The sequence below is a fragment of the Nocardioides allogilvus genome (assembly GCF_003047285.1).
GTDB classification, from domain to species: domain Bacteria; phylum Actinomycetota; class Actinomycetes; order Propionibacteriales; family Nocardioidaceae; genus Nocardioides; species Nocardioides allogilvus.
The window spans coordinates 17,194-34,813 of record NZ_PZYX01000004.1 but is presented as its reverse complement, the minus strand read 5'-3'; the positions used below and the strand labels follow the sequence as shown (position 1 = coordinate 34,813).

The 17,620-nt window shown below is 71.3% G+C and carries 19 protein-coding genes; 10 read left to right on the top strand and 9 right to left on the bottom strand.

Features of this window, described 5'->3' with window-relative positions; genetic code table 11:
• The first annotated feature begins 3 nt into the window (after positions 1-3).
• On the top strand, positions 4-1,257 hold the full coding sequence (gene mshA, locus C9J87_RS08330) for a D-inositol-3-phosphate glycosyltransferase (RefSeq protein WP_107705236.1): 1,254 nt from the start codon (positions 4-6) through the stop codon (positions 1,255-1,257).
• Positions 1,254-1,763, top strand: coding sequence for a type III secretion system chaperone family protein (locus tag C9J87_RS08325; RefSeq protein WP_107705235.1), 510 nt, complete (start codon positions 1,254-1,256; stop codon positions 1,761-1,763). The genes mshA and C9J87_RS08325 overlap by 4 nt, the downstream gene beginning before the upstream one ends.
• Here the strand turns inward: C9J87_RS08325 and C9J87_RS08320 are convergent, their stop codons facing one another.
• From C9J87_RS08320 to C9J87_RS08305, 4 genes are all read right to left on the bottom strand, one after another.
• A complete protein-coding gene (locus tag C9J87_RS08320; protein WP_107705234.1) occupies positions 1,764-2,117 on the bottom strand; it encodes a DUF1304 domain-containing protein in 354 nt (117 codons plus the stop codon).
• A gap of 17 nt (positions 2,118-2,134) precedes the next feature.
• Positions 2,135-3,076 carry a DMT family transporter gene (locus C9J87_RS08315; RefSeq protein WP_198016863.1) on the bottom strand — a complete coding sequence of 314 codons (942 nt, stop codon included), beginning with the start codon at positions 3,074-3,076 and terminating at the stop codon, positions 2,135-2,137.
• A 75-nt stretch (positions 3,077-3,151) separates the two neighbouring features.
• The gene (locus tag C9J87_RS08310; RefSeq protein WP_010834124.1) at positions 3,152-3,829 is read right to left on the bottom strand and encodes a response regulator transcription factor; all 678 of its coding nucleotides are present in this window, start codon (positions 3,827-3,829) and stop codon (positions 3,152-3,154) included.
• A complete protein-coding gene (locus C9J87_RS08305; protein WP_010834123.1) occupies positions 3,826-5,085 on the bottom strand; it encodes a sensor histidine kinase in 1,260 nt (419 codons plus the stop codon). Before C9J87_RS08305 ends, C9J87_RS08310 begins: the two co-directional genes overlap by 4 nt.
• Positions 5,086-5,205: 120 nt before the next feature.
• Here C9J87_RS08305 and phoU point away from each other — a divergent pair, with 120 nt between their 5' ends.
• The gene (phoU, locus tag C9J87_RS08300) at positions 5,206-5,862 is read left to right on the top strand and encodes a phosphate signaling complex protein PhoU (protein ID WP_010834122.1); all 657 of its coding nucleotides are present in this window, start codon (positions 5,206-5,208) and stop codon (positions 5,860-5,862) included.
• Positions 5,863-6,028: 166 nt separating this feature from the next.
• Here the strand turns inward: phoU and C9J87_RS08295 are convergent, their stop codons facing one another.
• From C9J87_RS08295 to C9J87_RS08285, 3 genes are read right to left on the bottom strand one after another with little or no spacing between them, the layout of a single operon-like run.
• Positions 6,029-6,772, bottom strand: a complete 744-nt coding sequence (locus C9J87_RS08295) for a phosphoglyceromutase (RefSeq protein WP_107705233.1) — start codon at positions 6,770-6,772, stop codon at positions 6,029-6,031.
• Between the two features lie 31 nt (positions 6,773-6,803).
• The gene (locus C9J87_RS08290; protein ID WP_010834120.1) at positions 6,804-7,325 is read right to left on the bottom strand and encodes a hypothetical protein; all 522 of its coding nucleotides are present in this window, start codon (positions 7,323-7,325) and stop codon (positions 6,804-6,806) included.
• Positions 7,326-7,346: 21 nt separating this feature from the next.
• Positions 7,347-8,189: a UbiA family prenyltransferase gene (locus tag C9J87_RS08285; RefSeq protein ID WP_232819973.1), complete on the bottom strand. Its 843-nt coding sequence runs from the start codon at positions 8,187-8,189 to the stop codon at positions 7,347-7,349.
• A 190-nt stretch (positions 8,190-8,379) separates the two neighbouring features.
• Here C9J87_RS08285 and C9J87_RS08280 point away from each other — a divergent pair, with 190 nt between their 5' ends.
• A complete protein-coding gene (locus C9J87_RS08280) occupies positions 8,380-8,865 on the top strand; it encodes a CarD family transcriptional regulator (protein WP_010834118.1) in 486 nt (161 codons plus the stop codon).
• 80 nt (positions 8,866-8,945) lie between these two features.
• The gene (locus C9J87_RS08275; RefSeq protein WP_107705231.1) at positions 8,946-9,521 is read left to right on the top strand and encodes a 2-C-methyl-D-erythritol 4-phosphate cytidylyltransferase; all 576 of its coding nucleotides are present in this window, start codon (positions 8,946-8,948) and stop codon (positions 9,519-9,521) included.
• On the opposite strand, the gene C9J87_RS08270 is transcribed toward C9J87_RS08275, so the two are convergent.
• The gene (locus tag C9J87_RS08270) at positions 9,508-10,188 is read right to left on the bottom strand and encodes an IspD/TarI family cytidylyltransferase (RefSeq protein WP_107705230.1); all 681 of its coding nucleotides are present in this window, start codon (positions 10,186-10,188) and stop codon (positions 9,508-9,510) included. The genes C9J87_RS08275 and C9J87_RS08270 overlap by 14 nt on opposite strands.
• Before the next feature lie 143 nt (positions 10,189-10,331).
• On the opposite strand from C9J87_RS08270, the gene C9J87_RS08265 reads away from it, so the two are divergent.
• Genes C9J87_RS08265 through C9J87_RS08255 form a run of 3 tightly spaced genes read left to right on the top strand, consistent with a single transcriptional unit; the run spans position 10,332 to position 15,329 of the window.
• Positions 10,332-11,834, top strand: a complete 1,503-nt coding sequence (locus C9J87_RS08265) for an MFS transporter (RefSeq protein ID WP_107705229.1) — start codon at positions 10,332-10,334, stop codon at positions 11,832-11,834.
• Entirely contained in the window at positions 11,834-13,936 is a 2,103-nt protein-coding gene (locus tag C9J87_RS08260; protein WP_107705228.1) for a molybdopterin oxidoreductase family protein, read from the top strand. The genes C9J87_RS08265 and C9J87_RS08260 overlap by 1 nt, the downstream gene beginning before the upstream one ends.
• A complete protein-coding gene (locus tag C9J87_RS08255) occupies positions 13,929-15,329 on the top strand; it encodes an FAD-dependent oxidoreductase (protein ID WP_036491231.1) in 1,401 nt (466 codons plus the stop codon). Before C9J87_RS08260 ends, C9J87_RS08255 begins: the two co-directional genes overlap by 8 nt.
• Before the next feature lies 1 nt (position 15,330).
• Here C9J87_RS08255 and soxR read toward each other — a convergent pair whose 3' ends face one another.
• A complete protein-coding gene (soxR, locus tag C9J87_RS08250) occupies positions 15,331-15,807 on the bottom strand; it encodes a redox-sensitive transcriptional activator SoxR (protein WP_010834112.1) in 477 nt (158 codons plus the stop codon).
• A gap of 46 nt (positions 15,808-15,853) precedes the next feature.
• Here soxR and C9J87_RS08245 point away from each other — a divergent pair, with 46 nt between their 5' ends.
• The gene (locus tag C9J87_RS08245) at positions 15,854-16,537 is read left to right on the top strand and encodes an SDR family NAD(P)-dependent oxidoreductase (protein WP_107705227.1); all 684 of its coding nucleotides are present in this window, start codon (positions 15,854-15,856) and stop codon (positions 16,535-16,537) included.
• Positions 16,537-17,586, top strand: coding sequence for an S-adenosylmethionine:tRNA ribosyltransferase-isomerase (locus C9J87_RS08240; protein WP_107705226.1), 1,050 nt, complete (start codon positions 16,537-16,539; stop codon positions 17,584-17,586). The genes C9J87_RS08245 and C9J87_RS08240 overlap by 1 nt, the downstream gene beginning before the upstream one ends.
• The last annotated feature ends 34 nt before the right edge of the window (positions 17,587-17,620 follow it).

The following is a 17,620-nucleotide window of genomic DNA, read 5'->3' as shown; positions in this document are numbered from 1 at the left end:
CGCGTGGACCGCGTAGCGATGATCAGCCTGCACACCTCCCCGCTCGACCAGCCCGGGATCGGTGACGCGGGCGGCATGAACGTCTACGTCATCGAGCTCTCCCGCCGCCTCGCCGCGCAGGGCATCGCCGTCGACATCTTCACGCGCGCGACCTCGTCCGAGCTGCCCCCGGTCGTCGAGGCGTTCGACGGGGTGCACGTGCGCCACATCGCGGCCGGCCCCTTCGAGGGCCTGACCAAGGGCGAACTGCCCGGCCAGCTGTGCGCCTTCGCCCGTGAGGTGCTGCGCGCCGAGGCCAACCAGCCGCTGGGCCACTACGACGTCGTGCACTCGCACTACTGGCTCTCCGGCCAGGTCGGGGCGCTGGCCCGTGACCGCTGGGGCGTCCCGCTGGTGCACTCGATGCACACCATGGCGAAGGTCAAGAACGAGGCGCTCGCCCTCGGCGACACGCCCGAGCCGCTCGCCCGCGTCATCGGCGAGGAGCAGGTGGTGGCGGCCTCCGACCTGCTGATCGCCAACACCGACCTCGAGGCCAAGCAGCTGATGAACCTGTACGGCGCCGACCCCGACCGGGTCGAGGTCGTGCACCCGGGCGTCGACCTGTCGGTCTTCCGCCCGCAGGACAAGGCCGTCGTACGCCGCCAGCTCGGACTGCCCGAGGACGCGGTGGTGCTGATGTTCGCCGGCCGGATCCAGCCGCTCAAGGCGCCCGACGTGCTGCTGCGCGCCGTCAGCGTGCTGCTCGACCGCGACCCGTCGCTGCGCTCGCGCCTCGTGGTGCCGATCGTCGGCGGCCCGTCGGGCAGCGGCCTCGAGCACCCGGAATCCCTGGCCCAGCTGGCTTCCGAGCTCGACCTCGAGGACGTGGTGCGGTTCGTGCCGCCCGTGGCGCAGCGGGAGCTGGCCCGCTGGTGCGCTGCGGCGACCGCGGTCGCCGTACCTTCCTACAACGAGTCGTTCGGCCTCGTGGCCGCAGAGGCCCAGGCCACCGGCACCCCCGTCGTGGCGGCCGCCGTCGGCGGTCTGACCACGGTGGTCGCCGACGGGATCAGTGGCCTGCTCGTAGAGTCGCACGACGCCCACGACTGGGCCGACGCACTGCGGCGCCTGATCGACGACCCCGCGCTCACCGCGCGGCTCGGCGCCGGCGCGCTCGCGCACGCGGGCGACTTCTCCTGGGAGCGGACCGCCGAGCGCACGCTCGCGGCCTACCGCGACGCCCGCACGCTGATGCGTGATGAGATGTCGGTGTGACTCCGAGCGATGTGATCCGCGGCTATCTCGACGCCAACGAGATCGACTACGAGTCGACGGCGCCGGGGAGCTTCTCGCTGACGCTGCCGGGCGAGAAGAAGCTGCAGACACCGGTCCGGCTCGACGTCGGTGAGCACGCCCTCGGGGTGCACGCGTTCGTCTGCCGCAACCCCGACGAGAACCACTCCCGCGTCTACCGCTGGCTGCTCGAGCGCAACCTGCGGATGTATGCCGTGGCGTTCGCCGTCGACCACTCCGGCGACATCTACCTCGACGCCCGGCTGCCGCTCTCCTCGGTGACCGAGGACGAGCTCGACCGGCTGCTCGGCTCGGTGCTCGCGCACGCCGACGAGTCGTTCAACGCCATCTTGGAGCTCGGCTTCGCCAGCTCCATCCGCAAGGAGTGGGAGTGGCGGATCTCGCGTGGCGAGTCCACGGCCAACCTCGAGGCGTTCCGTGGGTGGCTGGAGGCCGGGGTCGACCCCGCTCCGCCCGCGACCGACTGACTACCGCGCGAGCAGCACCGCACCGAGTGCCAGCATCGCCGGCACCGCCTGCACGACGAGGATCTTGCGACTGACCGTCGCGGCGCCGTACACACCGGCGACGACGACGCAGCCGAGGAAGAAGACCTTGAACGCGAGGTTGTCGTCGATCAGGCCCCAGACCAGGCCGGCGACGAGGAACCCGTTGTAGAGACCTTGGTTGGCGGCGAGGGCCTTGGTCTCCTCGGCGAACTCCTTCGTCAGCCCGAACGCGCCACGACCGGCCGGCTTGGTCCACAGGAACATCTCGAGGACCAGGAACCAGGCGTGCAGGGCGGCAACCAGCCCGACGAGGACGTTGGCGACGACAGTCATGGACGCATGATGGCAGGTCAGGACGCGCGTCGGGCGGGCTTGCGGCGCGTCAGCAGAACCCCCGCGATGCAGAGCCCGCCGCCGACGAAGGCCAGCGCGGGCGGCACCTCGTCGAGCAGGAACCACGCCATCAGGGCGGTGATGAACGGGACGAGGAAGGTCGACAGGGCGAACTTGCCGGCGTCGGCGTGGCTGAGGGCGTAGGCCCAGGTGGTGAAGGCGATCGCGCTCGGGAAGATGCCGAGGTAGAGGATCCACCACAGCGTGTCGGCGCTCGCGTCGCCGAGCACGGAGACGGTCTGGCCGGCCCACGGCAGGCAGACGACGGCGCCGACCACGGCATACCAGAACGTCAGGTCCAGGGCACCCATGTGCGGCAGCAGCTTCTTCTGCGTGAGTACGCCGATGGCGAAGGTGGCAGCGGCCACGACCGCGAGCAGCACGCCGGTGAGGTCGCCGTTGTCCCCCTGGGAGGAGGCGCGGCCGATGATCACGACGCCGGAGAACCCGACGCCCATGCCGATGACGAGCCACTTGGTCAGTCGCTCGCCGAGGAAGAAGGTCGCGAGCAGCGCGACCAGGAGCGGGCCGATCTGGACGATCAGCGCCGCGGTGGCGGCGTCGATGCGCCGCTCCGACTCGTTGAGGGCCAGGTTGTAGACACCGAACCAGCTCGCGCCGCCAGCGGCGATCAGCGGCCACTCCCGCCTCGTGGGCAGACGGGGGATCCGGCCGCGCATCAGCGCGAGCAGCGCGAGCGCCATCACGAGCAGCCGGCTCAGCGAGAGCGCGCCCGGCGGGACCGACTCACCGAGGTGGCGGATGCCGACGAAGGCGCTGGCCCAGAGCACGAGCGTCGTGGCCACCGCGACGAGCGGCAGCCACGCCCTCACCGGCGCTGTGCCCGCGGGCACGGTCTCGACGGGTTGGGTCGGCGTCGTGCCGGGAGTCGTTGTCACGAGTCAAGGCTACGGACGGCCATGACGCGACGCGAGCGGATTCCGGACACGGAACCCCGACTTCCCGCCGCGGCCCTACAGATCCAATTTGTAGCCCAGACCGCGCACGGTGACGAGGTACTTCGGCTCGCTCGGGTCGGGCTCGAGCTTGGCGCGCAGCCGCTTGACGTGCACGTCGAGGGTCTTGGTGTCGCCGACGTAGTCGGAGCCCCAGACGCGGTCGATGAGCTGGCCGCGGGTGAGCACCCGCCCCGGGTTGCGCAAGAACATCTCCAGCAGCTCGAACTCCTTGAGCGGCAGCCGCTGCTCGGTGCCGTCGACGGTGACGACGTGGCGCTCGACGTCCATGCGCACCGGCCCCGCCTCGAGCGTGTCGGGCAGCAGGTCGGGCTCCTGGCCGCGGCGCAGCACGGCGCGGATGCGGGCGACGAGCTCGCGCGGGGAGTAGGGCTTGGTGACGTAGTCGTCGGCGCCGAGCTCGAGCCCGACCACCTTGTCGACCTCGTCGTCCTTCGCGCTGACCATGATCACCGGCACGCTGGACGTCTGCCGGATCTGGCGGCAGACCTCGGTGCCGGGCAGGCCGGGCAGCATCAGGTCGAGCAGCACGATGTCGGCGCCGTTGCGCTCGAACTCGGCGATGGCGGAGTTGCCGTCGGCGGCGATCGCCACCTCGTAGCCCTCCTTGCGGAGCATGTAGGCGAGTGCGTCGCTGTAGCTCTCTTCGTCCTCGACGACGAGTACCCGGGTCACGGGCGAACCTCCTGCTGTCCTGTGCTGACGCCGTGGGTGGCGTCGTCTGTCTTGGTTCGTGGGGTGGGGCGCGGGGGAGCGGCGGGTGTACGGCGCGGGGGCGCGATCATCGCCACCGGCTCCGAGGGACCGCTGTGGCTGTGCGGGTTGAGCGGCAGCGTGAGGGTGAAGGTCGAGCCCTGCCCCTCCACCGACCAGACGCTGACGTCACCGCCGTGGGTGGCCGCGACGTGCTTGACGATCGACAGGCCGAGCCCGGTGCCGCCGGTGGAGCGGTGGCGGGCGGGGTCGACGCGGTAGAAGCGCTCGAAGATGCGGTCGATCTCCCGCGCGGGGATGCCGATGCCCTGGTCGACGACCGAGATCTGCGCGGTGTCGCCCAGCGACTTGGTGCTGACCAGCACGCGCGAGCCGGCGTCGGAGTAGGCGACGGCGTTGGCGACCAGGTTGCTCACCGCGGCGCTGATCTGGTCGAGGGAGCCGAAGACCTCCAGCTCGTGGTCGCCGGTGGTGACCAGGGTGATGTTCTTGGCGCCCGCGTCGATCGTGCTGGTGTCGACGGCCGTGGCGACCACGTCGTCGAGGGACACCGGGACCGGCGCCTCGAGCGGGTCGTCGCCCTGCAGGCGGGACAGCTCGATGATCTGCTGGACCAGCTTGGTCAGCCGGTCACTCTCGGTGAGCATGCGCGACGCGAAGCGCTCCACGGCCTCGGGGTCGTCGGCCGCCTCGGTCACGGCCTCGGCGAGCAGCCGGATCGCGCCGACCGGCGTCTTGAGCTCGTGGCTGACGTTGGCGACGAAGTCGCGGCGTACGGCCTCGACGCGACGCTCGCGGGTGCGGTCCTCGACCAAGGCCAGGACCAGGCGCGAGCCCAGTGGCGCGACCCGCGCGATGACGGTGCGCGAGGTGGCGTTGTCGGTGCCGAGGTGGAGCTCGGTCTCGCGGATCTGGCCGTCGCGGCGGACCTGGCGGATCAGCGCGGTCAGGTCGCTGACGAGGACCTCGCTGCCGCGGACCAGGCCGAGGGCGTAGGCCGGCGCGGACGCCTTGAGCACGTGGTCGTCGGGGTCGACGACGACGGCGCTGGAGCGGAGCACGGAGAGCACCGCGGCCACACCGGGCGGCACGAGCGGCTCCTCGACGTGGGGGAGGCGGGACTGCTGTCGATCGCTGATGTGCCAGGCGAGCACGCCACCGCCGGCGACGATCGCCCCGATGACGGCCGCCAACGCTGCCTGCATCGTCGGATCCACACCGTGATCGTACGCATCGTGACAGGTCGAATTCGCCCACTGGACGCCGAGCGCCCACTGTTCACGCTCAGTTCACCTCAGGCGTGGCGGGCCCCACGCGCGCGCCCGTAGGCTTCGCACATGCGTGAAGCCTTCCATGACCAGCTCGACGGCATCTTCATCGACCTCGCGGAAATGTGCGGCCAAGTGGAGACCGCGGTCAACCGCGCGACGGCAGCGTTGCTCACCGGCGATGCGGCCATCGCCGAAGAGGTGATCAGCGCCGACCAGGCCATCGACACCAACCGCGAGCGGGTCGAGGACAACGCCTTCGCGCTGCTCTCGCTGCAGCAGCCGGTCGCCGGTGACCTGCGCGTGGTCGTCTCCGCGCTGCGGATGGTCAGCGAGCTCGAGCGGATGGGCGACCTCTCGGTCCACGTCGCCAAGATCGCTCGCCTGCGCGTGCCCAACATCGCCGTACCCGACTCCATCCGCGACACCATGGTCAAGATGGCCGAGACCGCCGAGGACATGGTGCGTCGCGTGAAGTCGATCATCGCCGACCGCGACGTCGAGGCAGCGATCGAGCTCGGCCGCGACGACGAGATCATGGACCAGCTGCGCCGGCGCAGCTTCGCCGAGCTGCTCGGCGACGACTGGGCGCACGGCGTCGAAGCGGCCGTCGACATCGCGCTGCTGGGCCGCTACTACGAGCGCATCGCCGACCACGCCGTCTCGATCGCCAATCGCGTCATCTTCGTCGTCACCGGCCAGCAGGTCTCGCGCCACGACGACTGAAAACCTCGAGAAGGTTCGGTTCCCCCGCATCTGCGGGGGAACCGAACCTTCTCGGGTGTTGCAACACTCACGAACCTGACGCAAACCTCATGAGGTACGGCGCAGCGGAGCCGTGCGACGCGGGCGTCAGGGAACTCCGACGCCGGTCAGCCGGGCTCTCGACTGCTCAGCGACCCTGGTTGGCGACGGCAGCCGCAGCGGCGGCCGCGGCCTCGGGGTCGAGGTACTCGCCACCGGCGACGGTGGGCTTGAGGGACTCGTCGAGGCGGTAGAGCAGCGGCATCCCGGTGGGGATGTTCAGGCCCGCGATGTCCTCGTCGGAGATGTCGTCGAGGTGCTTGACGAGCGCGCGCAGGCTGTTGCCGTGGGCAGCGACCAGGACGGTCTGGCCGGCCTGCAGGTCAGGCACGATCGAGGACTCCCAGTAGGGGAGGAAGCGCGCGATGACGTCCTTGAGGCACTCGGTGCGCGGCATCTCCGACCCGAGGTCGGCATAGCGCGGGTCGCCCACCTGGGAGAACTCCGAGGAGTCGTCCAGCGGCGGCGGCGGGGTGTCGAACGAGCGGCGCCAGAGCATGAACTGCTCCTCGCCGTACTCCTCGAGGGTCTGCTTCTTGTCCTTGCCCTGGAGGGCGCCGTAGTGGCGCTCGTTGAGGCGCCAGGAGCGCTTCACCGGGATCCAGTGGCGGTCGGCGGCGTCGAGCGCGAGCGCGGCGGTGTTGATCGCGCGGCGCTGCAGCGAGGTGTGCACGACGTCCGGCAGGATGCCGGCCTCCGTGAGCAGCTCGCCGCCGCGGACTGCCTCGGCGCGGCCCTTCTCGGTGAGGGCCACGTCGACCCAGCCGGTGAAGAGGTTCTTGGCGTTCCAGTCGCTCTCGCCGTGGCGGAGCAGGACCAGGGTGTAGGTCATCGAGATCCCTTCCGGGGACAGAAGCGGTGGCTCAGTGCTCGGACTCGGTCGAGTGCTCGGCGTCCTCGGTGGGCTCCTCGGCCGGCGCGGGGCCGTCGAGGTCGGCGTAGTAACCCTCGTTCTCGACGACGGGCACGTCCATCACGACACGCTCGCCGTTGTCGAAGGCCAGCGACAGCTCGACGAAGTCGCCTGCCGCGAACTCACCGGTGACCTTGATCTCGGCGGCGGGCTCGGCGAGGTTGACCAGCGCGCCCTTGCCGACCACGACGGGCTCGAGCTCGACGGGGGTGCCGTCGGTCAGGGCGAGCTCGGTCAGCGCGACATCGGTCTCCTGGTCGCCGTTGGACAGCGAGGCGATGAAGGTGCCGGAGCCCGGCTCGGTGGAGACGACGACGGCGGAGAGCACGTCGACCGTGCCGTCGCGGTCGTTGGTCCCCACGCCGGGGGTGTACTCACGGTCGGTCGCGTAGTCGAAGCCGCACGAGGAGAGGCCGGCCGTGGCGAGTGCGACGGCGGCGGTCGTGAGCGCGAAGGAGCGTCGGAGCTGCATGGCGCACAGCCTAGCGTCGACTCAGGTCAGTCCGATCGCCTGTCCCGCGATGAGGAGGCCCGCCACGATCGCGGCCGTGAAGACCCCCGCCAGCACGAGCAGCCGGGCCGCCCCTGTCTTGAGCGCGATGCGCAGCGGCAGCGACTTCAGGCCGTCCTGGTTGTCCGGCACCAGGCCGGGCAGTGCGCGCAGCAGGTGGACGCCCAGGCCGAGCAGGCCGGCCAGCACCGTGACCAGCACGGTGGGCGGGGTGTCGGCGCCGGTGCCGTTCCATCCGCCGTACGCGAGGTAGGCGGGGTAGAGGGCGAACTGCAGCACCCACGGCAGGAAGGACAGGACGCTGCCGCGCAGCACCCGGTTGCCGACCAGGCCGATGAGCAGGGCGATGAGGTAGGCGCCGCCGGCTCGCTCGCCGGCGCTGAGGGCGAGGGGTACGACGAGGAGCAGCGCACAGGTGAGGCTGAACCACACGGTGCCGGGGTCGAGCAGGCCGGCGCCGATGGGCTTGCCGGGGGCCTCGTGGCGCTCGTCGCGCACGCGGTCGACAAGGTCGTTGTCCCAGCCGAGGATCGTCTGGCCGACCAGCACGGTCACGAACACCAGGCCGATCTCCCGCAGCGGCCGGCCGGCGAGGCCCGCCGCGGCGGCCAGGCCGAGCGCGGTGAGCAGGGCCTGCTTGGGGTGGGCCGCCCTCACCAGCAGCACTGGCAGCGTCTGCCCGAGGCGGAACGGACGCCGGGTCGCGGCGGGGCTGTCGTCGGCCAGCGACGGCGCTGGGGGCGGTGGCGGCGTCGGGGCGGCCTGCGGCGTACGAACCGGGGCGTCCGCGGGCGCGCGTCTGCGCTGGCGCTTGAGGGGCGACATGGCACGCATTGTGCGCACATCTTCGTCGCCGCAGGGGTCATTGACGGGGTTTGCCCGGGCGATTCCTGCCGGGCCGGACCACACGATGCGCTGTCTGTCAAGACCGCATGGGGCCTCTGACCTGCGCAAACGATGTCAGGGGCACTCCGGGAGCGTGTTAGACTGGTCACCTAGGAAGGGGTACAAATACATGACTTTCACCGTCGGCGAAACGGTTGTTTACCCAAATCACGGGGCTGCTGTCATCGAGGAGATCGAGACGCGGACGATCAAGGGTGAGGACCGCGAATACCTCGTTCTTCGGATTGTTGCCCAGCAGGACCTGGTCGTTCGGGTCCCGGCCATGAACCTCGACCTCGTGGGCGTCCGCGACGTCGTCGACAAGGAGGGCCTCGAGCGCGTGTTCGACGTCCTTCGTGCCGCGCACGTGGAGGAGCCGACCAACTGGTCGCGCCGCTACAAGGCCAACCTGGAGAAGCTGCACTCCGGCGACGTCATGAAGGTGGCCGAGGTCGTCCGCGACCTGTGGCGCCGTGAGCGTGACCGCGGCCTGTCGGCCGGCGAGAAGCGGATGCTGGCGAAGGCTCGCCAGATCCTCGTCTCCGAGCTCGCGCTCGCCGAGCACACCAACGAGGACAAGGCCGAGGCCATCCTCGACGAGGTGCTCGCGTCCTGACGCAGCAGTGAGCCACGAAGGCCCCCGGGACCATCCCGGGGGCCTTCGCTCATTTCGATCCGTCATACGGTGTGCGAGCGATGACTGAGACTTTGTACGACGGATACGACCACGACCTGCCCGCCGCGCTGGGGATCGTGCTCGACGAGGACCGCGGGTCGCTGCCCTACTCGCTGATCCACGGCGAGGCGCTCGTCGCGTGCGCCGCCTGGGCGCTGGGCGAGGCCGGGGTGACGCCCCTGGACAGCGGCATCACCTGGGACGCGGTGCGCCGCTCCGAGGAGCCGGTCGTCATGCACGACGCCCTCTGCCCGATGACGCCCGCCGACTTCATCGTGACGTGCGTACGCCGCGCGCTGGACGACGACGTCGTCGTGGTCGCCACCCGGCCGGTGACCGACACCGTCAAGCGCGTGGCCGACGGCATGGTCGGCGAGACGGTGGACCGGGAGGCCCTCACCTCGATCGTGTCCCCGGTGGTGCTGCCGCCCTCGGTCGTCTCGGCCATGCAGGACGAGCCCGGCACGGACCTCGTGGCCCTGGTCGCGACGCTGGCCAGGTCCCACCGCGTCGTGCTCGTCGAGGCCCCGGCCTCCGCCCGCCGCGTCACCTCGGCGGAGGACATCGCGGTCCTCGAGGCACTCACCGCAGGCTGAGGAGCCGTTCGGCGAGCGCCACGTCCTCGGCGAACGTGATCTTCAGGTTGGCCGGGCTGCTGGGCACGGCGGCGATGTCGACGTCGCCGTGGGCGGCCAGCACGGCCGCGGTGTCGGTGCCCTCGAAACCCGACGCGGCAGCAGTGCGGTGCGCTGCCAACAGGAGGTCCGCCCGGAACACCTGCGGGGTCTGTACGCCGCCGAGCTCGCCGACCACCGGCTCGAGACCGGTCGTCAGCAGGTCCCGCACGGGGACCACCGGGATGGCGCCGGTGTGCGTCCGGGCGGCGGCCAGCGTCGCCTCGAACAGCGCGACACCGGCGAGCGGGCGGGCGCCGTCGTGGATGGCGACGAGGTCGACCTCGCCGGCCTCGATCGCCGGCGCCAGGTGCTGGAGCGCGGCCCACTCGGAGGCGTGCCGGGTCGCGCCCCCGTCGACCAGGACGACCTCCGCGTCGCCGAGGTGGGGCGCGAGCGCGTCGGCCACCGCGGGGCGGTCGGCAGGGCGGACCACGACCACCACACGGCGTACGTCATCGGCGGCCAGGGCGTCGCGCACCGACCAGGCGAGCACGGCGCGGTCTCCGAGCGGAAGCAGGACCTTGTTGATCTCGGCGCCGACGCGGGTGCCCGAGCCCGCGGCGACGATGACGACGGCAGCAGGCATGGGGTGAGCCTAGGCGCCGCGGTCCCGGCACGGCGCTGGCGCGCCTGCTCGACCAGCGGGTCCGTGAGGGCGTGAGGACAAGTTGACTCCTGCGTGAAACAAACCGAAGCGAGCGCGAAACCTCGCCGACCTACGTTCCCGGCATGGACAACTACCGAGGCGGCGTGACCATCGACCACTGGACGCCCGAGGACGAGGCGTTCTGGGAGTCGACCGGGAAGAAGGTCGCCAAGCGCAACCTGATCTGGTCGATCTTCTCCGAGCACCTCGGGTTCTCGGTGTGGCTGCTCTGGTCGGTGAGCGCGGCCCTGCTGCCGAAGGCGGGCTTCACGTTCACGGTCAGCCAGCTCTTCCTCCTCGTCGCGATCCCCAACCTCGTCGGCGCCCTGATCCGGCTGCCCTACACCTTCGCGGTGCCGAAGTTCGGCGGTCGCAACTGGACCATCGTCAGCGCCACGGCGCTGCTGGTCCCGACACTGCTCTTCGCGTGGGCCGTGCAGCACCCGGAGACGCCCTACTGGGTGTTCTGCCTGATCGCCGCGACCGCGGGCCTGGGCGGCGGCAACTTCGCCAGCTCGATGGCCAACATCAACTTCTTCTACCCCACCAAGAAGAAGGGCATGGCGCTCGGGCTCAATGCTGCGGGCGGCAACCTCGGTGTCGCCGTCATCCAGCTCTTCTTGCCGATCGTCGTCGGCGGCGCGGGCATCTTCGGCCTGGTCAAGGCGAGCGAAGGCGGCTTCCACCTCGAGCGCGCTGGCTACCTCTACGCCGTCCTGGCCGTGGTCGCCGCGGTCGCCGCCTGGTTCTTCATGAACAACCTCTCCGGGGCCAGGTCGAGCCCGCGCGAGCAGCTGAAGGTCCTCTCCTACAAGCACACCTGGGTGATGTCGTTCCTCTACATCGGCACCTTCGGCTCGTTCATCGGCTACTCCGCCGCGATGCCGCTGCTGATCAAGCTCAACTTCTGGAACCAGCCGGTCCCGACCGTGCCGGGCATCGGCATCAACTTCGCCTACTACGCCTTCCTGGGCGCCCTCGTCGGCTCCGTCGCCCGCCCCTTCGGCGGCTGGCTCGCGGACAAGTACGGCGGAGCGCGGGTCACCCTCTGGACGTTCGTCGCGATGATCGCCGGCACGCTCGGCGTGATCTACACCTTGACGCTGCTCGTCGCCGTACCCACGAACACGGCCGGCGGATCGGCGGCGTCCCCCTACAGCGACGAGGTCGTCGCGGCGGTCAACGCCAACTCCGAGCTCTTCCCGTGGTTCCTCGTGGCCTTCCTGTTCATCTTCGCCGCGTCCGGCATCGGCAACGGCTCGACCTACCGGATGATCCCGCTGATCCTGGCCAACGAGGCTCGACGCAAGGCGACCCCCGAGACAGCCGGTGCGGCGATGCTCAAGGCGACCAAGGAGTCCAGTGCGGTCATCGGCATCGCCGGTGCGGTGGGTGCGCTCGGCGGCTTCCTGATCCCGATGACCTTCGGTGCCCCGTGGATCGAGGACCCGGTCTCGGCGATCAAGGTCGCCTTCGGGGTGTTCGCTGGCTTCTACGTCATCTGCCTGGCCACGACCTGGTTCGTCTACGTCCGCACGACCAGCTTCGCCGGCCGGGCGCCGAGCCTTGCGGGAGCAAACGTCTGATGACGACCACCCACTGCCCCTACTGCTCGCTGCAGTGCGGGATGCGCGTCTCCCGACGCGGCCCGGCGGTCCCCGAGGTCAGCGAGTGGGAGGAGTTCCCGGTCAACCGGGGTGCGCTGTGCCGCAAGGGCTGGAGCGCCGCCGGCCTCTACGCCGGCCGGGAGCGGCTCACGACGCCGCTGCTGCGCGACCGGGCCACCGGCGAGTTCACGCCGGTCAGCTGGGACGAGGCGCTCGACACGATCGCGACCCGGCTGCTCGCCCTGAAGGCGACGCACGGTCCCGACACGGTCGGTGTCTTCGGGGGCGGTGGGCTGACCAACGAGAAGGCCTACCAGCTCGGCAAGTTCGCCCGGGTCGCGCTCGGCACCTCGCAGATCGACTACAACGGCCGCTGGTGCATGTCGTCGGCAGCCTCGGCCGGCACCCGGGCGTTCGGGCTGGACCGCGGCCTGCCCTTCCCGCTCGCCGACATCGAGGAGGCCGACGTCGTCGTGCTCGTCGGGTCGAACATGGCCGAGACGATGCCGCCGGCGGCGCGCCACCTCGACGCCGTCCGGGAGCGCGGGGGCAAGGTCGTGGTCATCGATCCGCGCCGTACGGCGACAGCAGACCGTGCCGACGTGTTCGTGCAGCCCGTCCCGGGCGGCGACCTGGCGCTGGCGCTCGGAGTCCTGCACCTGCTCGTCGCGGGCGGGCTGGTCGACGAGGACTACATCGCCGCCCGGACGAGCGGCTGGGAGGCGGTCCGTGACTCCGCGGGCGCGTGGTGGCCCGAGCGGGTCGAGCGCATGACGGGGGTCCAGGCGTCAGAAGTGCGCGCGCTGGCTGCGCTGCTGGGCGGGGCTTCTCGCGTCATGGTGCTCACCGCACGGGGTGCCGAGCAGCATGCGACCGGCTCCGACACGGTGCTGGCTTGGATCAACGTCGCCCTGGCGCTGGGGATGCCCGGCAAGCGCGGCGCGGGCTACGGCTGCCTGACCGGGCAGGGCAACGGGCAGGGCGGCCGCGAGCACGGGCAGAAGGCCGACCAGCTGCCCGGCTACCGGATGATCGACGACCCGGCCGCGCGCTCGCACGTCGCGGGCGTGTGGGGAGTCGCTCCCGATTCGCTGCCGGGGAAGGGGCGATCGGCGTACGAGCTGCTGGACGCGCTGGGCCAGGCTGACGGTCCGTCCGCGTTGCTGGTCTTCGGCTCCAACATCGTGGTGTCCGCGCCCAACGCGACGCACGTGACCTCCCGGCTCGAGGCGCTCGACCTGCTCGTCGTGGCCGACATCGTCCTGTCCGAGACCGCCGCCATCGCCGACGTCGTGCTGCCCGTGACGCAGTGGGCCGAGGAGACGGGCACGATGACCAACCTCGAGGGACGGGTGATCCTGCGGCAGCGAGCCGTCAGCCCGCCGTCGGGCGTGCGGTCCGACCTCGACGTGATCGCCGGGCTGGCGTCCCGGCTCGGCTCGCCGATCCCGTTCTCCGTCGAGCCCGAGGAGATCTTCTCCGAGCTCGGCCGCGCCTCGGCCGGCGGCAAGGCGGACTACGCCGGGATCACCTACGACCGGATCGTCACCGAGCACGGCGTCTTCTGGCCATGTCCGACCGTTTCTCATCCGGGGACACCACATATGTTCGTGGACTCCTTCGCCCACCCTGACGGGCTCGCTCGGTTTCTTGTCGTCGAGCACCGCGGCCCGGCCGAGGTGCCGGACGCCGACTATCCCGTGCATCTCACGACCGGTCGGGTGCTCGCGCAGTACCAGTCCGGAGCGCAGACTCGTCGGGTGCGCGATCTCCCCGACACCGGGCCCTTCGTCGAGCTGCACCCGATGCTGGCCGGACGCATCGGCGCCGTGGACGGGTCCTTGGTGAACGTCGCCACCCGGCGCGGGACGATGAGCGCCCCCGCGCGGGTGGTCACGACCATCCGGCCGGACACGATCTTCGTGCCGTTCCACTGGGTCGGTGCCAACCGGCTGACCAACGACGCCCTCGACCCGGCCTCGCGGATGCCGGAGTTCAAGGTGTGCGCAGCGACGGTCTCCTCGGCGTTCGAGCAGGTCGTCCCGCGACCGTCCCGAGAACCCGAGGTGCTGGATGTCTGAACGCCTCGTGGTCATCGGCGGCGGCATGGCCGCCGTCCGTCTCGTGGAGGAGCTCGTCTCCCGCTCCTACGCCGGATCGGTGACGGTGCTTGCGGACGAGCAGCATGCGCCGTACAACCGAATCCTGCTGTCGGCGGTGCTCGAGGGGACCCACAGCATCGACGCGATCACGCTGCGGCCTGCCTCGTGGTTCGCGGCGCAGGGCGTCGACCTGCGACTCGGCGCGCGGGTGCTCGAGATCGATCGTGGCGCCGGCGAGGTGATGCTGGTCGACGGGACGCGTCTCCCCTTCGACCGGCTGGTGCTCGCGACCGGATCGATCCCGACGCTGCCGCCGATCCGCGGGCTGGTCCGCTGGGACGGCTCGCTGCACCCGCGCGTGCACGCGTTCCGGTCGCTGGCCGACTGCCGTGGTCTCGACGACGCGGCCGTCGAGGGTGCGCGCGCCGTCGTCGTCGGCGGGGGACTGCTCGGACTCCAGGTCGCGCGGGCGCTGTCGATCCGCGGCCTGCACACCGAGATCGTCGAGGGTGCGGAGCACCTGCTCGCCTCCCAGCTCGGCGAGCCGGGCGGCCGGGTGCTCGCGCGCGACCTGCGTCGCCTCGGCACCGACGTCTACACCGGCGCACGCGCGATCAAGATGACGGAGGACGGCGTGCGCCTCGACAACGGCTACGAGCTGAGCGCCGACCTGGTCGTGCTGACCGCCGGCGGGCGGCCCTCGACGGCGCTGGCCCGGCGGGCGGAGCTGATGGTGCGTCGCGGCGTCGTCGTCGACTCGTCGCTGCGCTCGATCACCGACGAGCGCATCCACGCGATCGGCGACTGCGCCGAGCACCGTCGTCGCGTCACCGGTTTCGTGCCGCCCGCCTGGGAGCAGGCGGGCGTGCTCGCCGACGTCCTCGCCGGGGGCACCATGCGCTACGACGGCTCGCGCAGCGTCGCCCGGCTGCGGGCCACCGACCTCGAGGTCGCCGTGCTGGGCGACCCGGAGCGGGCGGTCGGCGAGGTCGTCGAGATGACGAACCCGATCGCCGGCTCGCACCGACGACTCGTCGTCGAGGGCGGGGTGATCGTCGCCGCCGCGCTCGTCGGCGACCTGTCGCGGGTCGGGCTGATCACCCAGCTCTACGACCGCGGCACCGTGCTCGGGCCGGACGAACCGGGTCAGCTGCTCCTCGGCGAGCCCGCCTCGGCTCCGGTGGTGCTGCCCGACGAGGCCGAGGTCTGCGCCTGCGCGGGCGTGAGCGCCGGCGCGATCCGCGCCTGCTCGTCGTTCGAGTCCTGCCGCGAGACGACGCGCGCGACCACCGGCTGCGGCGGTTGCGAGTCGGTCGTACGGCGCCTGCTGGCCGAGGAAGCGCCTGCGCCCGTCGCCGTACCCTCCGGCTGAGTCAGCGCCGGGTGGGGTGCGGCTTGCGCAGCGAGTCGGGGAGGAGGCCTGCCCCGGGCGCGTTCTCGGAGCTGGCGACCCAGTCGCCGGGGTTGGAGAAGGCGCAGCGCTGGAGGCTCAGGCAGCCGCAGCCGATGCACGACTCGAGTCCGCCCTTGAGCCGCTGCAGGGCGGCGATCTGCTCGTCGAGGCGGGCACCCCAGTGCCGGGAGATCTTCTGCCAGTCGGCCTTGGTGGGCGTGCGGTTGGCAGGCAGCCGGGAGAGCTCCTCCTTGATCTCCTCGAGCGTCAGCCCGACGTTGGACGCGGCCCGGATGAAGGCCAGCCGGCGGAGCACGCTGCGCTCGAAGCGGCGCTGCCCGCCGCCCGAGCGCGTCGCCTCGATCAGGCCCTCGGACTCGTAGAAGCGCAGGGCCGAGGCAGCGAACCCGCTGCGCTCGACGATCTCGCCGATCGGCAGCTGATCGTGCTTGTCCATGATCTCCCCTTGAACTCAAGTTAACTTCAACTTGAATGATTGCCGCATGACCACGAACACACAAGCACGGGTGGCTCTCGTCACCGGAGGAACGGCGGGCCTGGGGCTCGCCCTGACCAGGGCGTTGGCAGCCGACGGCTGGCACGTCATCACCGACGGACGGCACGAGGGGAGGGTCAAGGAGGCGGACTTCCCCGCAGGTGTCACCGCGATCATCGGCGACATCACCGACGCCGACCACCGCTCGGCGCTCGTCAACGCGGTGTGGGAGCGAGGCCGCCTCGACCTGCTGGTCCACAACGCCAGCACCCTCGGGCCGCTGCCGATGCGCCCGCTGGCCGAGGTGGGCATCCCGGACCTGATGGAGGTCTGGCCCACCAACATCGGCGCACCGCTCGTCCTCACCGGCGAGCTGCTGCCGTGGCTGCGCCCCCAGGAGTCGGTCATCGTGTCCATCAGCTCCGATGCGGCCGTCAACCACTACGAGACCTGGGGCCTGTACGGCGCCAGCAAGGCTGCGCTCGACCACGTGACGCTCACCTTCGCGGCCGAGGTCGGCGTGACGGCCTTCGCCGTGGACCCCGGCGACATGCGCACCCAGATGCACCAGGACGCGTTCCCGGGCGAGGACATCTCGGACCGGCCGCTGCCGGAGTCGGTTGTGCCGAGGCTGCTCCGCCTCCTCGACCGGCGTCCCGCGTCCGGGCGCTACCGGGCGGAGGACTTCTGATGACCACGCTCAGCGAGGCGCCGGGAGTGCACTTCGAGGCGTCGGCATTCGCGCCGCGGCCCGCCGAGTGGCGGGGGCTGGCGCGGGACGAGGTGCGGCTGCTCGTGGGCACGCCGGACGGCATCAGCCATGCGAGGTTCCGTGACCTGCCCGAGCACCTGCGCGCCGGCGACGTGCTGGTCGTCAACAACTCAGCGACGGTCCCGGGTGAGCTCGACGCGACCCTGCACGACGAGCACGTGGTGCTGCACGTGGCGGCCCGGCTCGACGGGGGAGAGCGGGTGGTCGAGCTGCGCTCGGCTCCCGACGCGGCGCGGGCCGTGCTGGACGCGCAGCACGGTGACGTGGTGCGCCTCGGCGTCGCGCGTGTGACGCTGGTCGGACCTTGGCCGACCGAGCGGGGCTCCTCCCCGACGGGGCAGGGCAACCGGTTGTGGCGGGGCCGTGTGCGCGGTGACCTCGATGCAGCGCTGGCACGCGCGGGCCGGCCGATCGCCTACGGCTACCTCGACCGGCGCTATCCCCTGTCCGCCTACCAGACGGTCTTCGGCACGCGGCCCGGCAGCGTCGAGATGGCCTCGGCCGGGCGGCCCTTCACCGAGGCGCTGGTGACCGGGCTGGTCGCCCGCGGGGTGGCGTTCGCACCGGTCACCCTGCACACCGGCTTCTCCTCGCAGGAGGCCGGCGAGGCGCCCGGGCCGGAGTGGTTCGAGGTGCCGGAGCCGAGCGCCCGTGCGATCAACGCCGCGCGGGCCGGAGGCGGTCGGGTCATCGCGGTCGGCACCACGGCGACCCGGGCGCTCGAGTCGGCCGTGTGCGACGGCGCCGTCGTCGCCAACGCCGGCTGGACCGACCGCGTCGTCACGCCGGCCGCGCCGCCGGAGGTCGTCGACGGGTTGATCACCGGCTGGCACGACCCGCACGCCTCTCACCTCCTGCTGGTCGAGGCCGTGGCCGGACGAGCGCTCACGCAGGCGGCGTACGACCACGCTGTCGCGAACGGCTACCTGTGGCACGAGTTCGGGGACTCAGCGCTGCTGCTGCCGTGAGCAACGTGAGTGAGGGTTTTCCTCCCCGAAACAT

Excerpts from the sequence above, each read along its gene's own strand:
- C9J87_RS08285 (WP_232819973.1), bottom strand. The coding sequence starts at position 8,189 with ATGTCGCCCCTCAAGCGCCAGCGCAGACGCGCGCCCGCGGACGCCCCG.
- C9J87_RS08265 (WP_107705229.1), top strand. The coding sequence starts at position 10,332 with ATGGACAACTACCGAGGCGGCGTGACCATCGACCACTGGACGCCCGAG.
- C9J87_RS08295 (WP_107705233.1), bottom strand. The coding sequence starts at position 6,772 with ATGACCTACACCCTGGTCCTGCTCCGCCACGGCGAGAGCGACTGGAAC.
- C9J87_RS08275 (WP_107705231.1), top strand. The coding sequence starts at position 8,946 with ATGACTGAGACTTTGTACGACGGATACGACCACGACCTGCCCGCCGCG.
- C9J87_RS08320 (WP_107705234.1), bottom strand. The coding sequence starts at position 2,117 with ATGACTGTCGTCGCCAACGTCCTCGTCGGGCTGGTTGCCGCCCTGCAC.
- C9J87_RS08260 (WP_107705228.1), top strand. The coding sequence starts at position 11,834 with ATGACGACCACCCACTGCCCCTACTGCTCGCTGCAGTGCGGGATGCGC.
- C9J87_RS08240 (WP_107705226.1), top strand. The coding sequence starts at position 16,537 with ATGACCACGCTCAGCGAGGCGCCGGGAGTGCACTTCGAGGCGTCGGCA.
- C9J87_RS08245 (WP_107705227.1), top strand. The coding sequence starts at position 15,854 with ATGACCACGAACACACAAGCACGGGTGGCTCTCGTCACCGGAGGAACG.
- C9J87_RS08280 (WP_010834118.1), top strand. The coding sequence starts at position 8,380 with ATGACTTTCACCGTCGGCGAAACGGTTGTTTACCCAAATCACGGGGCT.
- C9J87_RS08255 (WP_036491231.1), top strand. The coding sequence starts at position 13,929 with ATGTCTGAACGCCTCGTGGTCATCGGCGGCGGCATGGCCGCCGTCCGT.
- C9J87_RS08270 (WP_107705230.1), bottom strand. The coding sequence starts at position 10,188 with ATGCCTGCTGCCGTCGTCATCGTCGCCGCGGGCTCGGGCACCCGCGTC.
- C9J87_RS08290 (WP_010834120.1), bottom strand. The coding sequence starts at position 7,325 with ATGCAGCTCCGACGCTCCTTCGCGCTCACGACCGCCGCCGTCGCACTC.
- soxR (WP_010834112.1), bottom strand. The coding sequence starts at position 15,807 with ATGGACAAGCACGATCAGCTGCCGATCGGCGAGATCGTCGAGCGCAGC.
- phoU (WP_010834122.1), top strand. The coding sequence starts at position 5,206 with ATGCGTGAAGCCTTCCATGACCAGCTCGACGGCATCTTCATCGACCTC.